The following is a 15,288-nucleotide window of genomic DNA, read 5'->3' on the forward strand; positions in this document are numbered from 1 at the left end:
CCACCAAGCCCGCCAACCGCACCCCGTCCCCCCGGAAGTGGGCCCGCTGGACCCGCCGTACCGCCATCGCGCTTGTCCTCCTCCTGCTTCTTCCCACTCTCGCCGCCGAGGTCGCCCTCCGTGTGAACTACGCCGGTGACCCCGTGGCCGGTACCTACACCAGGAACCAGGACGCGATCTGGCTGGGGCATGCCTGGGTGGACGGGCGGAAGACCGATGCGGATGTTGCCGCGCTGGCGCGTCGGTTGAAGGGGACCGGTATTCGTGATCTGTACGTCCATTCGGGGCCCCTGGAGCACGACGGCACCCTCCCTGAGGCGGACTACCCCAGGGCTACCTGGCTGATCGAGTCCGTCCACCGTGCGCTGCCCGGCGTACGCGTGCAGGCCTGGCTGGGGGACAAGCTCGCCACCGAGAGTCCGGACGGTCTGCGGCTGGAGCGCGCGAAGACCCGTACCGCGATCGTCGCCTCCACCCGTCAGATCCTCGACGCCGGTTTCGAGGGCGCCCACTTCGACCTGGAACCCCTGCACTCCGGCGACCGCGACTACCTCGACCTGCTCGACCGGCTGCACGACGTCACCGAGTCCCGGAACGCCCAACTCTCCGTCGCCGCCCACCAGATCGACCCGCTCCCCGCCTTCCACTCCTTCTGGGGCACCCTCACCGACCACCCCAAGTGGTGGTCGCAGGCTTACTTCGGCCAGGTGGCCCGTCGCGTCGACCAGATCGCCGTCATGTCGTACGACACCATGCAGCCCCTGCAGAGCCTCTACGGCGGCTATGTCGCCCAGCAGACCTCGCTCGCCCTGGAGGTCACCCCGGACTCCACCGATCTCCTCATGGGCCTGCCCTTCTTCCACGAGAACCGGTTCGGCCACCGGGGTGCCGCCGAGACCGTTCCCGCCGCCGTCCGGGGCGTACGCCTCGGCCTGTCCCGTACGGACGCGGACCGCGCGAACTTCGGTGTGGCCCTGTACGTGGACTTCGCGGCGACGGAGGCGGACTGGACGGCGTACCGGGAGGGTTGGGTGCGCTGAGCCCACGCCCAACTCCCCCGAGTGCGAACAGATCTGACAGGGAGTCAGGGGTGGCGTACCCGGCCCGCCAGGGCCGTCCTGAGGGCGCGCAGGGCGTAGTGCGTGCGGGACTTGACCGTGCCCGGCGGGATGTCGAGCAGTTCGGCGATCTCCGCTATGGGGCAGCCCCGGTAGTAGGTCAGGGCGAGGATCTGCCGTTGCTGGGCGGTCAGCCGGGGCAGTGCGTCCAGGACCAGCTGGGTGTCGAGGATGCGGTCGGCGGCGTCCTGCACGGGCAGGTCGAGGTCGTCGACGCTGTCGGTCTCCCGGGGGCGGACGCGGCAGGCCCGGTGGTGGTCGATGACGAGGTTGCGTACGACCGTGAAGAGCCAGGGGCGCAGTTCGGCGGGCCGGCCGTCGATGTGGTCGTAGCGGGTCCAGGTGCGCAGGGTGGCCTCCTGGACGACGTCCTCGGCCGTGTGCCAGTCGCCGTCGAGGAGGCGGGCGGCGTAGCGCAGCAGGGCTGAGCCGTGATGGTGGTAGACGGCGCGGACGAAGTCCTCTTTGTCCGCGCGGGCGGTGGATTTCATGGAGTGGGGCACCTTGTCGGGTGTCGAGCGGTGGCTGGGGGCGTGGGTGGGGGCCCGCACACCACGGCATGCACGCGTCGGTCTTCCGACGCCTTCGGGAGGCCGAGCATCGTCGCGCCGACTGCTCACTTCCCAGACCATTCGCCGCTCACTTGACCGGCCCCGGTGCATAGGGACACGGCCCTCGTACGGCCTCACGTGCCCCGCACATGTGCCGCTGCCGCACCGCGTATTCCAGTCGGCGTTCCAGGCTTCGGGGGAATTCGCAGGTCAGGCGCCATTCCGGTGTTCCAGCGTCCCGTAATCGGCTGTCGGTCTCGCGTCCGGGACGACCGCGCCCACAGTCTTGGGCCGTCCGACCCGGCAGCACTCGCCGTACCCGGGCATCCACAGAGCCGGCACAGAACCGGCATCCACAGAAAAGGCAGTCCGTCATGCGTATCTTCAGCCGCCGCACCGCTCGTACCCTCGCCCCCTCCGCGCTCGTCGCCGTCCTCGCCGCGGCCGGTGTGCAGGCGGCGGCGCAGTCCGCCGACGCCGCTCCCCAGCGGGCCGCGGCGATCACGGCCTGCACCACGGCCCACATGAAGGTGACCGTCAGCCCGGTGACCCGGCCCATCAACCACCTGCTGCTGAAGGCCACCAACACCGGCACCAAGCCGTGCTACGCCTACGGCGCCCCGTACCTGAGGGCCGGCGCCGATGCCCAGGCCGCGGTGTTCTGGGACGAGGACTCCGTCCCGCAGGCGGTGGTCACCGTGAAGCCCGGCAAGTCCGCCTACGCGGGGATCACCACCTCCACGCCCGACGGCAACAGCGGCCACAAGGTCAGGACGCTCGGCGTGCTCTTCGCCAACCGGGCGCTCAACGGCTCGGTCGGCCCGGAGAAGACCCTGAAGCTGTCGCACAACGGGGTCTACTTCAACAGCGCCGCCACTGTCACCTTCTGGCAGAGCAGCATCGACAAGGCGCTCTACTGAGCCACTGAGCCGTGGCCGCCGCCGTCCCTGCTCGCCTCCGTCCCTGCTCCCCGTCGTTTCTGACCAGTCAATCGGTCTGGGAAGTGAGCAGTTCCGCTGCCGAATCTGGACGCCTTGCCCTGTTCGAGAAAGAGGAACGACGATGCGTACGTTGGTAGTGGGCGCGGGCCCGACGGGCCTGGTCACCGCGATGCTGCTCGCGGCGGAGGGTGTGGAGGTCACGGTGGTCGACCGTGACCCCGTGCCGCCGGAGGCCGACGCCGAGGCGGTCTGGCAGGGGTGGCGGCGGCCCGGGGTCAACCAGTTCCGGCAGACGCACTGTCTGCTGCCGGGCGGGCTGCGTCTGCTGCGGGACGAGCTTCCGGGCGTCGTCGACCGGCTGCTCGCCCTGGGCGGGCGCCCGGGCCACAACATGATCGCCGGCACCTGGGGCCTGGCGGGCCTCGGTGGACGGCGCCCGGAGGACGTCCGGTACGAGACCGTGGCGGTCCGGCGCCCGGTCCTGGAGGCGGCCCTGCTGGCGGAGGCGGAACGGACGCCCGGCGTCACCGTACGACGCGGGGTGCGGGTGACCGACTGCTCACCGGCGACGCCCGTACCGCCGTGTCCCCGCAGGTGACCGGTGTGCTCACGCGGGACGGCGAGTCCCTGACCGCGGATCTCGTGGTCGACGCGGGCGGCCGCAACTTGCCGGTCGCCGAACTGCTCGCCGGGATCGGCGCGGCCCCCGACGAGCAGCGGGCCGAGACCGGATTCCGCTACTACACCAGGTTCTTCCGCTCGGCCGACGGCGCACCGGGACCGCAGGCGCCGTGGCCACTGTGCCACCACGACAGCGTCAGCGTGCTCTCCGCCCCGGGCGACAACGGCACCTGGTCGGTGACGCTGGTGACCTCGGGGCGCGACCAGGAACTGCGCGCCCTGACGGACGCCGACGCCTGGCAGCGGGCGCTGAAGCTGTACCCGTGGTTCGCGCCGCTGGGGGAGGCGGAGCCGCTCACCGACGTGCAGGCGATGGGCGGCACCGAGAGCCGGCGGCTTCGCGCGGGGGTCGACGGCCGGCCCCTGGTCGCCGGGATCGTCCCGGTCGGCGATGCCTGGGCCACCGTCAATCCGCAGTTCGGCACCGGCATGACCATGGGATTCCGGCACGCGGCACTGCTGCGCGACGCCGTGCGCGCGGTGGGCCTCGACGATCCGGTGGACCTCGCCCTGAGGTTCGACCGGGTCACCGAGACCTTCCTCGCGCCGGTCTGGGACACCTTCGCGCTCTGGGACCGGCACCGGCTGGCCGAGATCGACGCCGAGATCCGGGGCGGGACGTACACGACGGCGGACGAGGCCTGGAATCTGCAGGTCGCCGTCGAGGCCGTCCGCTGGATGGATCCCGAGGTGCTCCGCGGACTCGCCGAGGTGGCCTGCCTCCTGGCCACTCCGGAGGAGGCCCTGCTCAAGACCGGCCTGGTGGAGAAGGTGCTCGCGCTCGCACCGGGCACTCCCCGCTACGCCGAACCCGGCCCCACCCGCCGCGCACTGCTCAGCGCCGTGCAAGGCGCCTGACGACGTAGCCGACGTAATCTACGGCCCGCATCCACGGAATCTACGGGCCCGCATCCACGGATCCATTTCCACGGCCCACCGGGGGCGCGGACGCCGACCCCGTGGTGGCCGCGGCCTGGGCGCACGCCCGCGCCAACGAACCCCTGCGCGCCGGGGAGCACCTGGCCCTGGCCCGGTTCACCGTCGACCCCGCGCACTACCAGCGGCCCGGCCCGGCCACGACCCTCACGCAGTGGCGGGCGATGGGCGAGATCTTCCGCGCCGACCGGCTCGCCTGGTCGTTCGTCGTGATGCGCGACGACGGCTTCTGGGACGGGCACCTGGGCCATTTCGACATGCTCCCGACCGACACCGACCCGGTGGTGGGCGGGCATTCCTACCGTCTCTTCGCCCACGACTGGCGTGCCCAGCCCGTCGTCCCCTGGCTGGCGGCGAAGGCGGACGTCGCGCTGTCCGGCACCGGCTGCCCCGAACCGGAACCGGCCGCCGCCGCGGGCACGGCACCGCGGCCGACGGAGCCGACCGAACTCGTCGTCCTGTCCCGCCCGGAGTTCGACGCGGCGGTACGGGACGCCCTGCGTGCCCTGCGCCACCCCGCGCGGCCCGCCGACAACCCCCTCAACCGCAGCCGGGTCGTCGTGGCCGACGGCGGCACTCTCGCCGACGTCCTCGCCCGCGCCATGGACGCCCTGCTGCTGGAGCGCGGCGGCGACAAACGCCACCGTGCCCTCACCACCACCTACTTGAAGGCCGCGCCGACGCAGGAGGCCGCGGCCGAGCGCCTGGGCCTGCCGTTCAGCACCTACCGCCGCCACCTCACCTCGGCGGTCGAACGCGTCAGCGACATCCTGTGGCGCCACGAACTCGACGGAGAACCTCTCACCCGCCCCTGAACACGTACGACGGTCACGCGGCCTCCCTTCCTCCCGTCCGTCCGAAGCGCGTACCGACACCATCCCCCCGAGAACTGCTCACTTCCCAGACCGGATGACTGCTCGATGTAAAACGGGTGCTGTTCACAGCCAGGGGTGCGATGATCCGTCGAGCCTTGAGGGGGGTGGGCCATGCTGTGGACGGTGCTCGGTGGGCTGGCGTGTGTGCTGGCGGCGATACCCGGAACGATGGCGCTGACGACCGGTTGGCTCCCGTCGGGGCTGCGGGACAGTGTCGTACGACCGTGGCTGTGGGGATGCGGCGGACTGCTGACGGCCGCGGGCCTGGGGACGGAATGGTCCCTGCTGTGGCTTGGGTCCATCGACTTCTTCGGACCCCTGGGCCTCGCCCTGATCGTCCTCGGCTTCGTGTGCCAGTCCCGCGCCCGCCGGCATCCCACGCTCCGGTAACCGGAAGGTCCTACGAAGAACGCCTCCTGATCTTCGACCCCAGCCACACCAGCGGGTCGTACTTGCGGTCAACTGCCCGTTCCTTCAAGGGAATCAGGGCGTTGTCCGTGATGTGGATGCCCTCGGGGCAGACCTCGGTGCAGCACTTGGTGATGTTGCAGTAGCCGAGGCCGTGTTCGTCCTGGGCGGTCTTCTTGCGGTCGAGGCCGCTCTCGGCCGCCGCGTCCAGCGGGTGCATGTCCAACTCCGCGACCCGCATGAGGAATCGGGGGCCCGCGAACGCCGTCTTGTTCTCCTCGTGGTCACGGACGACATGGCAGGTGTCCTGGCACAGGAAGCACTCGATGCACTTGCGGAACTCCTGCGAGCGGTCGACGTCCTCCTGCATCATCCGGTACTCGCCGGGCGCGACGCCCTGCGGCGGCACGAACGCCGGAACCTCCCTGGCCTTCTGGTAGTTGAAGCCCACGTCCGTGACCAGGTCGCGGACCACCGGGAAGGCGCGCAGCGGGGTGACCGTGATGGTCTCCTCACGCGTGAACACCGACATGCGGGTCATGCACATCAGCCGGGGCCGGCCGTTGATCTCCGCCGAGCACGAACCGCACTTGCCCGCCTTGCAGTTCCAGCGCACGGCGAGGTCGGAGGCCTGGGTGGCCTGGATGCGGTGGATGATGTCGAGGATCACCTCGCCGTCGTTGACCTCGACCTTGAAGTCCTCCAGGCCGCCGCCCTTGACGTCCCCCCGCCACACCTTGAAGCGGGCCTCGTAGCTGTTCACTCGTAGAGCTCCTCTTCGGCGAGGTACTTGACCAGCTCTTCCTTCTCGAAGAGGGCGAGCAGGTCGGCGCGGATGGGGTCGGTCGTCTCACGGGTCAGGGCGATCTGCGCCGCCACCGGGTCCGTCGCCCCCAACCCGCCTGTCGGGTCGGTGAGTTGGCAGATCAGGTTGATGCGGCGCCAGTCGCGGTTCATGCCGGGGTGGTCCTCGCGGGTGTGCCCGCCGCGCGACTCGGTGCGCTCCAGGGCGGCCCGCGCCACGCATTCGCTGACCAGCAGCATGTTGCGGAGGTCGAGCGCGAGGTGCCAGCCCGGGTTGAACTGCCGGTGGCCCTCGACTCCCGCCCGGCGGGCCCGTACTCGAAGATCCGCCAGTTTTTCCAGCGCCTGCTCCATCTCGCCCTCGCGGCGGATGATGCCGACGAGGTCGTTCATGGTCTGCTGGAGTTCCTGGTGGAGGGTGTACGGGTTCTCCGGCGGGCGCCCGTTCTCCTTGCCGGGTTCCGGCCCTTCGGCGGAGAAGGGACGCAGCGCCTCCGCTGCCGCCAAGTCGACCTCTGTGTCGTCGACCTGCGGGCGGCTGTCCGCCAGGTCGGCCGCGTGATCCGCCGCGTGCCAGCCCGCCCTGCGGCCGAACACCAGGAGATCGGAAAGGGAGTTGCCGCCCAGCCGGTTGGAGCCGTGCATGCCGCCGGCCACCTCGCCGGCCGCGAACAGCCCCGGTACCCCGCGTGCCGCCGCCGTGTCCGACTCGACCGCGATGCCGCCCATCACGTAGTGGCAGGTCGGCCCGACCTCCATCGCCTCCGCCGTGATGTCGACGTCGGCCAGCTCCTTGAACTGGTGGTACATGGAGGGGAGTCGGCGCCGGATGACCTCGGCGGGCATACGCGTCGACACGTCCAGGAAGACTCCGCCGTGCGGTGAGCCGCGGCCCGCCTTCACCTCGGAGTTGATGGCGCGGGCGACCTCGTCGCGGGGGAGCAGCTCGGGGGGACGGCGGTTGTGGTCCGGGTCCTCGTACCAGCGGTCGCCCTCGGCCTCCGACTCGGCGTACTTCTCCTTGAAGACGTCGGGGATGTAGTCGAACATGAACCGCTTGTTCTCGGAGTTGCGCAGCACCCCGCCGTCGCCGCGCACCGACTCGGTGACGAGGATGCCCTTCACGGACGGCGGCCAGACCATGCCGGTCGGGTGGAACTGCACGAACTCCATGTTGAGCAGGGGCGCGCCCGCCAGCAGTGCCAGCGCGTGGCCGTCGCCCGTGTACTCCCACGAGTTGGACGTCACCTTGAAGGACTTGCCGATGCCGCCGGTCGCGATCACCACGGAGGGCGCTTCCAGGACCAGGAAGCGGCCCGTCTCGCGCTCGTAGGCGAAGACCCCGGAGACGCGGCTCCCGTCCTTCAACACCCTTGTGACCGTGCACTCCTGATAGACCTTCAGACGCGACTCGTACTCGCCGGTCTCCTTGTGGTCCTCCTGCTGGAGCGACACGATCTTCTGCTGGAGCGTGCGGATCAGTTCGAGTCCCGTACGGTCGCCGACGTGGGCGAGGCGCGGGTACTCGTGGCCGCCGAAGTTGCGCTGGGAGATCCGGCCGTCCTGGGTGCGGTCGAAGAGGGCGCCCCAGGTCTCCAACTCCCAGACCCGGTCCGGGGCTTCCTTCGCGTGCAGCTCCGACATGCGCCACTGGTTGAGGAACTTGCCGCCGCGCAGGGTGTCGCGGAAGTGGACCTGCCAGTTGTCGCCGGAGTTGACGTTGCCCATCGCCGCGGCGATGCCGCCCTCGGCCATCACCGTGTGGGCCTTGCCGAACAGCGACTTGCAGATCACCGCCGTACGGGCTCCGCGCTCGCGCGCCTCGATGGCGGCCCGCAGACCGGCGCCACCGGCACCGACCACGACGACGTCCCACTCCTGTCGCTCGACCACGGACATCAGAAGAACCTCGGATCATCGAAAGCGCCGGAGGCGACCAGGTACACGTAGAAGTCCGCGAGCGCCACGCTGATCAACGACGCCCAGGCGAGCTGCATATGACGGTTGTTCAGCTTCCCGACGAACTTCCACGCCTTGTAGCGCACGGGATGCTTGGAGAAGTGCTTGAGCTTGCCGCCGACGATGTGCCGGCAGGAGTGGCAGGAGAGCGTGTACGCCCAGATCAGCACGATGTTGGCCACGAAGACGAGGGTGCCCAGGCCCATGTGGCCCCAGTGGTAGTGCTCGTCGCGGAAGGTCAGCACGGTGTCGTAGGTGAGCGTGCCCGCCACCAGGAGGGCCGCGTAGAAGAAGTACCGGTGGACGTTCTGGAGGATGAGAGGGAAGCGGGTCTCACCCGTGTACTTCTTGTGCGGCTCGGCCACCGCGCAGGCCGGGGGAGAGGCCCAGAAGCCGCGGTAGTAGGCCTTGCGGTAGTAGTAGCAGGTCAGGCGGAAGCCGAGCGGGAAGATCAGGATGATGATGGCGGGCGAGATGCCCCACCAGCTCCCGAAGAGGTCGGCGTTCGGGCCCGCGTGCATGGTGCTGCACCGCTCGGCCAGACAGGGCGAGTAGAACGGCGAGACATAGGGCGCCGAGTAGTAGTTGCTGTCCGCGAAGGCCCGCCAGGTCGAGTAGACGACGAAGGCGAGCAGTCCGGCGGCGGTGACGGCCGGGGCCAGCCACCAGCGGTCGGTCCGCAGATGTGGGGCGTCGATGGCGGCGCGCGTACCGGTGCGTACGCCGCCGCTGTTCGGATGGGGTTCCGTACCAGTGGCCAACTCAGGACTCCGGTCGGTTCAGGGTGCGTGGCGGTCGTGGGCGCCGAGTCCTTCGTCGTCCGAGTCCGTCCACAGGGTGTTGTCGTAGGGGGTGTCGGGGATGGAGACGAGATCGGGGCGCCGGGGGCGCTCGATCCCTGGTGCGGCGTCGCGCAGCAGCGCCACGCTCTCGCGCAGCCGGTCGGCGTCGGCCTTGACCCTGCGCATCTCCAGGCCGCCGCTGCCGAATTGGTTCTCCAGCCGTCCCACCGACCTGAACAGGTCGTCGAGACAGCGCTGGACTGACGTCAGTTCGTCGTGCACGGACATGACGTGACCTCGCTTCCGTGGGCGTCGGCCCTGGACGGCAACGTTCATGCGCCTGCGAGTGTTGCGCGCCACACCTGCCGGTGGGAAGCGGTGTGCACGGATTGGCCGGGGTGCGTTGGTGTGTACGGGGGCAGATTCGAACATTGCGCCGCACGGGTGGGCTTCCCGGCGCCCCTCGCCGTGTCGTCCCCTGAGGCCGAACCGTTTCCTCTTCAGTGGCCGCATAGATCTGATCAGCTCCATATACCACCAAAAGCGATCAGAAGCCCGCGGCTTACCGGAGGTAGCAGTGATGTCCCACGACGGCGTCAGACTGCGCGCGGTCATGCGCTCGGTCGCCTTCCTCACCGCGGGCGCGCTCGCGGTGCCCACCCTCTCGGCGTGCAGCTCGGACGACGAGTCGGGCAAGCCGCTGGCCGGACAGGACATCGCGCCCGTCGCGCGTGACCTGGTCGCCGACGGCGGCACCCTGCGCTGGGCCGTCGACGACGTGCCCGAGACCCTCAACGCCTTCCAGTCGGACGCCGACGACGCCACCACCCGCGTCGCCCAGGCCGTCCTGCCCGCCATGTTCCGGCTCGACGCGCAGGGCCGCCCGCAGCGCGACGCCGACTACCTGGAGTCCGCGAAGGTCGTCGACACCTCGCCCAAGCAGGTCGTCCTCTACAAGCTCGACCAGCAGGCCGTGTGGAGCGACGGCCGGGAGATCGGCGCCGCCGACTTCGCCGCCCAGTGGCGCGCCCTGTCCGGCAAGGACTCCGCGTACTGGACCGCCCGCAACGCCGGCTACGACCGCATCGAGAAGATCGAGCGGGGTGCCAACAGCCTCGAGGTCAAGGTCACCTTCAGCAGGCCCTACGCCGACTGGAAGTCACTGTTCTCGCCGCTGTACCCCAAGGACGTCATGGGCACCCCGGACGCCTTCAACGACGGGGCGCGCCGCAAGCTGAAGGTCACCGCCGGCGCGTTCTCGTTGCAGAAGGTCGACCGCAAGGACAAGGAGATCGTCCTCGCCCGCAACCCGCACTGGTGGGGCAGGCCCGCGAAGCTCTCCCAGATCGTGCTGGCCGCCGTACCGCTGGACAAGCGGGCCGCCGCGCTCGCCGACGGCACGGTCGACCTCGCCGCCGTCGACCCCGCCGACGCGAGCCGGATCGCGCTCGCGGGCCGTGCCAAGGGAACCGGCACCCCGCTCCAGGGTGCGAGCGCGAGCGCCACGGACGACACGGAGAGCAAGGACGAGAACAAGGGCGAGAGCCCCAAGGAGAAGAAGCTCAGCAAGAAGGAGCGCAAGGCGCTCGCCAAGTACCTGCGCCAGCAGGACGAGTTGAGGGCCTTCACCGTCCGCCGCTCCTTCGAGCCCGCCTACACCCAGCTCGCCCTCAACGGCTCCGAGGGCCCCCTCGCCGACGAACGCGTCCGGCGCGCCGTGGCCCGCGCGCTCGACCGGGAGGCCCTCGCCAAGGTCGTCCTCACCCCGCTGGGCCTGCCCGCCGTGCCGGTCGGCAGCCACCTCGCGCTCGCCGGACAGGCCGCGTACGCCGACAACAGCGGCGCGCTCGGCGACCACGACACCGCGGAGGCGCAGGCGCTGCTCACCGACGCCGGCTGGGTGGCCGGCGGACCGGTCAAGGAGAAGGGCGAGAAGGCGGCCGGCGCCGAGGGCAGGAAGAGCAAGAAGGCCGACGACGACGCCGCCTCGGAGGGCGGCTCCGACGGCCAGTACATCGTCGGCGAGGACAACAAGGACCCGCAGGACCACACCAAGAAGCACGGGCACGGCGACGAGGGCTCCAAGCACCTCGCCGACGGCAAGCAGTACGACGGCCGCAAGGTGAAGCAGGGCGGGGCGCCCGGCGCGTACGCCCCGAAGGGCACGGCGGCCCCGGCCGGTGCGAAGACCGGCACGCTCGCCAAGGACGGCAAGCCGCTCACCCTGCGCTTCGTGCTCCCCTCCGGCACCGGCTCGGAGTCGCTGAGCGCGGTCGCCGACAGCATCTCCCGCATGCTGGAGAAGGTCGGCATCCGCACCGAGATCACCAAGGTGTCCGACGACAGCTACTTCAAGGACCACATCGCGTCCGGCCAGTACGACCTCGCCCTCTACTCCTGGCCCGCGTCCGCCTACCCCGCCACCGACGCCCGCCCGATCTTCGCCAAGCCGGTCCCGGCCGCGGACGGCTCCCTGAACGTCGAGCAGAACTACACCCGCGTCGGCACCGACCAGGTCGACCAGCTCTTCGACCAGGCCGCCTCCACCCTCGACGAGGACGAGTCCGCCGCCCTCGTCCGCAAGGCCGACGCCCGCATCTGGGCGGCGGCCGGCTCCATCCCCCTCTACCAGCGCCCCCAGCTCACGGCCGCCCGCAGGACGATCGTCAACGCGGGCTCCTTCGGCTTCCAGACCCCGGTCTACGAGGACATGGGGTTCCTGAAGAAGGGGGCCCACCCCTCGGCGAGCCCGTCCAAGGGCTAGCATCACCGCAGATGACGAGCACGGCCGCCGTCCCGCAGGTAGTCGCGGGGCGGCGGTTGTCGTACGGGGGTGGGCTGTGCGGAGCTGGAGTGCGGCGCTGACCGCGGTGGTGCTGCTGGGCACGGCCGGCTGCGGAGCCGTGGCCACGGACGACGGCCGGGCCGCCGCCGGGGCGGCCACGATCTGTACGCACGGGACCTACACCTGGTCCGGCATCCGGCACGTGGAACGGCTGACCGGACTGCCCGACCGGATCACCTACGCCGACGGCGGGTACCAGGGCGTCATCGAACCCGTCTCCGACACCGTCTACCGCCCGACCGTGACCCACCCGCCCGAGGGCGTCACCCCGGCCCGCGTGATCGAGGCGCTGGGCGCCCACCTCAAGACGGAGGACCCGCTCGCCGGACCGTCCGAGACGGCCGGGCAGGAGAAGACGGACTTCTTCGACGAGCTCACCGGCCCCCGGCAGCGCTACTACACCTGGGAGTCGGTCGACCTGATTGAGGCCGACTTCACTTACGCCTGCGGACTGAACCAGCCGGTACACGGTCACGTGCAGACCTGGGACACCTACGGCGGCGGGTTCCTGCCCTGCTCCGAGCCCTCCGAGGGCGTCCCGGCCAGGGTCGCCGCCGTGAAGCTCTGCCCCGCCGGATCCCCGGCCGTGACGGGCGTCTGACCGCTCCCGCCCCCACCCGCACTGCCCTGCGGAGGCCCCGTCCCCGTACGCCACGTACGATGGGGTAAGGCCGTGGCGTGTCCAGCCCGGCAGGGTCCGCGTAACACAGACGTACGCGCAGGCCTTCCTCACTCTCCGGGAGTACGCCGCAATATGGCCACGCGCCACGACATCCGCAACGTCGCAATCGTCGCCCACGTCGACCACGGGAAGACGACCCTCGTCGACGCCATGCTGAAGCAGGCCGGTGCCTTCGCTGCGCACGCCGCCGAATCGCTCGACGACCGCATGATGGACTCGAACGATCTGGAGCGTGAGAAGGGCATCACGATCCTGGCCAAGAACACGGCCGTGAAGTACCACCCGAAGGATGGCAGCGATGTCATCACCATCAACATCATCGACACCCCGGGCCACGCCGACTTCGGTGGCGAGGTCGAGCGCGGTCTGTCGATGGTGGACGCGGTGGTGCTGCTCGTCGACGCCTCCGAGGGCCCGCTGCCGCAGACCCGCTTCGTGCTGCGCAAGGCGCTCCAGCAGCGCCTGCCCGTCATCCTCTGCATCAACAAGACGGACCGCCCCGACTCCCGGATCGACGAGGTCGTCAACGAGACCTACGACCTCTTCCTGGACCTCGACGCGGACGAGGAGCAGATCGAGTTCCCGATCGTCTACGCGTGTGCGCGTGACGGTGTCGCCTCGCTGACCAAGCCGGAGAACGGCACGGTCCCGCAGGACAGCGACAGCCTGGAGCCCTTCTTCTCCACGATCCTGTCCCACGTCCCGGCCCCCGAGTTCGACGAGGCGGCCCCGCTCCAGGCGCACGTCACCAACCTGGACGCCGACAACTTCCTCGGCCGTATCGCGCTGCTCCGCGTCGAGCAGGGCGAGCTGCGCAAGGGCCAGACCGTCACGTGGATCAAGCGCGACGGCACCATGTCCAACGTGCGCATCACCGAGCTGCTGATGACCGAGGCGCTCACCCGCAAGCCGGCCGAGATGGCGGGCCCCGGTGACATCTGCGCCGTGGCCGGTATCCCGGACATCATGATCGGCGAGACCCTCGCCGACCCGGAGAACCCGATCGCGCTGCCGCTCATCACGGTCGACGAGCCGGCGATCTCCATGACCATCGGTACGAACACCTCGCCGCTGGTCGGCCGCGGCGGCACCGGCAAGGGCGCCTCCGCGAAGGCGGCCGTCAAGGACCGCAAGGTGACGGCCCGTCAGGTCAAGGACCGTCTGGACCGCGAGCTGATCGGTAACGTCTCGCTGCGCGTCCTCGACACCGAGCGTCCCGACGCCTGGGAGGTGCAGGGCCGCGGTGAGCTGGCGCTGGCCATCCTGGTCGAGCAGATGCGCCGTGAGGGCTTCGAGCTGACCATCGGCAAGCCGCAGGTCGTCACGCAGATCATCGACGGCAAGGTGCACGAGCCGGTCGAGCGCATGACGATCGACGTGCCCGAGGAGCACATGGGCGCGGTCACGCAGCTCATGGGCGTCCGCAAGGGTCGGATGGACAACATGTCCAACCACGGCTCGGGCTGGGTCCGTCTGGAGTTCGTCGTCCCCTCGCGCGGTCTCATCGGCTTCCGTACCGAGTTCCTCACCGGGACGCGCGGCACGGGCATCGCCCACTCCATCCACGAGGGCCACGAGCCGTGGTTCGGTGTGCTGACGACCCGTAACAACGGCTCGCTGGTCGCCGACCGCGCCGGTGCCGTCACCGCGTTCGCGATGACGAACCTCCAGGAGCGCGGTGTGCTGTTCACCGACCCCGGCACCGAGGTGTACGAGGGCATGATCGTCGGCGAGAACTCGCGCGCCGACGACATGGACGTGAACATCACCAAGGAGAAGAAGCTCACCAACATGCGCTCGGCCGCCGCCGACTCCTTCGAGGCGATCGTGCCGCCGCGCAAGCTCTCCCTGGAGCAGTCCCTGGAGTTCTGCCGCGACGACGAGTGCGTCGAGGTGACCCCGGAGGCCGTCCGCATCCGCAAGGTCGTCCTGGACCAGAAGGAGCGCGGCCGCTCCGCGAGCCGCGCCAAGCACGGCTGACGCACCGCCACGGCCCGACCGAGCCCGGGCACCCCCTTGTCGGGGGTGCCCGGGCTCGGTGCGTTCGCCGCGCCCGGCGCACGCGCGCGACGGGCTACAGGGTTTTCCCTATGATTTCGCCGTGGTGACCCCCGGGCCTGTGCCCAAGGTTGTCTCTAGGTAAAGTCGTCCGAATGCGGACCGGCGTTTCCGGCCGTCCGACGCTCTTCCGGCCTGTGACGTGGAGGTTGATCCTCCGTCGCCGGAAGCAAGCGAATTTCCCCCTCCGTTCGTCCGCAATGCGGAGAGCCGTGTCCGAAAGTTGTGTAACAAGTCCGTTTCGCAGGCATCTTTCGCCAAACCCTTTGTCCGGATTTTGGAAGATGTGAGCGTCAGCTGTGACTGAATTGAGATTTAAAGACAGTGGTCGGCACCTGGCACATGGCAGATAGTTAGCCGCGTAACGCTCGGGTCAATGGGTCATCGCGCCGTGGGGACGGCGCCGACTCGCGAGCACCAGGGGGTGTCTGACCCTCCGTCAGGGGTGACGGGGGAAAGGCGTCAACCCCCTCCTGTTGGTGAACACGTGGAGTCATGAGGAGGAGCCCCATGCGTGGTGTCACGAACGCCAGGTGGGACACGCCGTCCGTCAGTAGCAACTTCGGCCGCCCATACGGAGATTGGCTCTGAGGAGTCGGCCGGCTGCCTAGTGCAGCCGCTCAACTACGCGCGTCCGGCTGCGGGATC

General features: G+C 69.9%; 14 protein-coding genes. 9 read left to right on the top strand and 5 right to left on the bottom strand.

Features of this window, described 5'->3' with window-relative positions; translation table 11 throughout:
• On the top strand, positions 1–1,040 hold a 1,040-nt coding region (locus JHN45_RS38850), incomplete at its 5' end, for a hypothetical protein (protein WP_236584594.1).
• 44 nt (positions 1,041–1,084) lie between these two features.
• Here the strand turns inward: JHN45_RS38850 and JHN45_RS38855 are convergent.
• A complete protein-coding gene (locus JHN45_RS38855) occupies positions 1,085–1,609 on the bottom strand; it encodes a sigma-70 family RNA polymerase sigma factor (RefSeq protein WP_201054259.1) in 525 nt (174 codons plus the stop codon).
• Between the two features lie 434 nt (positions 1,610–2,043).
• Here JHN45_RS38855 and JHN45_RS38860 point away from each other — a divergent pair, with 434 nt between their 5' ends.
• From JHN45_RS38860 to JHN45_RS38880, 5 genes are all read left to right on the top strand, one after another.
• Positions 2,044–2,589, top strand: a complete 546-nt coding sequence (locus JHN45_RS38860; protein WP_200713312.1) for a DUF4232 domain-containing protein — start codon at positions 2,044–2,046, stop codon at positions 2,587–2,589.
• A 142-nt stretch (positions 2,590–2,731) separates the two neighbouring features.
• Positions 2,732–3,208 carry an FAD-dependent oxidoreductase gene (locus tag JHN45_RS38865; RefSeq protein ID WP_201054260.1) on the top strand — a complete coding sequence of 159 codons (477 nt, stop codon included), beginning with the start codon at positions 2,732–2,734 and terminating at the stop codon, positions 3,206–3,208.
• On the top strand, positions 3,193–4,149 hold the full coding sequence (locus JHN45_RS38870; RefSeq protein WP_201054261.1) for an NAD(P)/FAD-dependent oxidoreductase: 957 nt from the start codon (positions 3,193–3,195) through the stop codon (positions 4,147–4,149). The genes JHN45_RS38865 and JHN45_RS38870 overlap by 16 nt, the downstream gene beginning before the upstream one ends.
• Positions 4,150–4,250: 101 nt before the next feature.
• On the top strand, positions 4,251–5,042 hold the full coding sequence (locus tag JHN45_RS38875) for a hypothetical protein (RefSeq protein WP_201054262.1): 792 nt from the start codon (positions 4,251–4,253) through the stop codon (positions 5,040–5,042).
• Between the two features lie 171 nt (positions 5,043–5,213).
• Positions 5,214–5,492: a hypothetical protein gene (locus tag JHN45_RS38880; protein WP_201054263.1), complete on the top strand. Its 279-nt coding sequence runs from the start codon at positions 5,214–5,216 to the stop codon at positions 5,490–5,492.
• A 10-nt stretch (positions 5,493–5,502) separates the two neighbouring features.
• Here JHN45_RS38880 and JHN45_RS38885 read toward each other — a convergent pair whose 3' ends face one another.
• The 4 genes from JHN45_RS38885 to JHN45_RS38900 are packed head-to-tail and all read right to left on the bottom strand — an operon-like array spanning position 5,503 to position 9,343.
• Positions 5,503–6,273 carry a succinate dehydrogenase/fumarate reductase iron-sulfur subunit gene (locus JHN45_RS38885; RefSeq protein WP_201054264.1) on the bottom strand — a complete coding sequence of 257 codons (771 nt, stop codon included), beginning with the start codon at positions 6,271–6,273 and terminating at the stop codon, positions 5,503–5,505.
• On the bottom strand, positions 6,270–8,213 hold the full coding sequence (locus tag JHN45_RS38890) for a fumarate reductase/succinate dehydrogenase flavoprotein subunit (protein ID WP_200713307.1): 1,944 nt from the start codon (positions 8,211–8,213) through the stop codon (positions 6,270–6,272). The genes JHN45_RS38885 and JHN45_RS38890 overlap by 4 nt, the downstream gene beginning before the upstream one ends.
• Positions 8,213–9,034 carry a hypothetical protein gene (locus JHN45_RS38895; RefSeq protein ID WP_200713306.1) on the bottom strand — a complete coding sequence of 274 codons (822 nt, stop codon included), beginning with the start codon at positions 9,032–9,034 and terminating at the stop codon, positions 8,213–8,215. Before JHN45_RS38895 ends, JHN45_RS38890 begins: the two co-directional genes overlap by 1 nt.
• Before the next feature lie 18 nt (positions 9,035–9,052).
• Positions 9,053–9,343: a hypothetical protein gene (locus JHN45_RS38900; RefSeq protein ID WP_019058435.1), complete on the bottom strand. Its 291-nt coding sequence runs from the start codon at positions 9,341–9,343 to the stop codon at positions 9,053–9,055.
• A 292-nt stretch (positions 9,344–9,635) separates the two neighbouring features.
• Between JHN45_RS38900 and JHN45_RS38905 the strand changes: the two genes are divergently transcribed.
• From JHN45_RS38905 to typA, 3 genes are all read left to right on the top strand, one after another.
• Positions 9,636–11,819, top strand: a complete 2,184-nt coding sequence (locus tag JHN45_RS38905) for an ABC transporter family substrate-binding protein (RefSeq protein ID WP_201054265.1) — start codon at positions 9,636–9,638, stop codon at positions 11,817–11,819.
• Between the two features lie 76 nt (positions 11,820–11,895).
• Positions 11,896–12,501: a hypothetical protein gene (locus tag JHN45_RS38910; protein ID WP_307783320.1), complete on the top strand. Its 606-nt coding sequence runs from the start codon at positions 11,896–11,898 to the stop codon at positions 12,499–12,501.
• Positions 12,502–12,654: 153 nt separating this feature from the next.
• Positions 12,655–14,562: a translational GTPase TypA gene (typA, locus tag JHN45_RS38915; RefSeq protein WP_200713303.1), complete on the top strand. Its 1,908-nt coding sequence runs from the start codon at positions 12,655–12,657 to the stop codon at positions 14,560–14,562.
• Positions 14,563–15,288 lie beyond the last annotated feature (726 nt).

Source organism: Streptomyces sp. MBT53, from assembly GCF_016654115.1.
GTDB lineage: Bacteria > Actinomycetota > Actinomycetes > Streptomycetales > Streptomycetaceae > Streptomyces.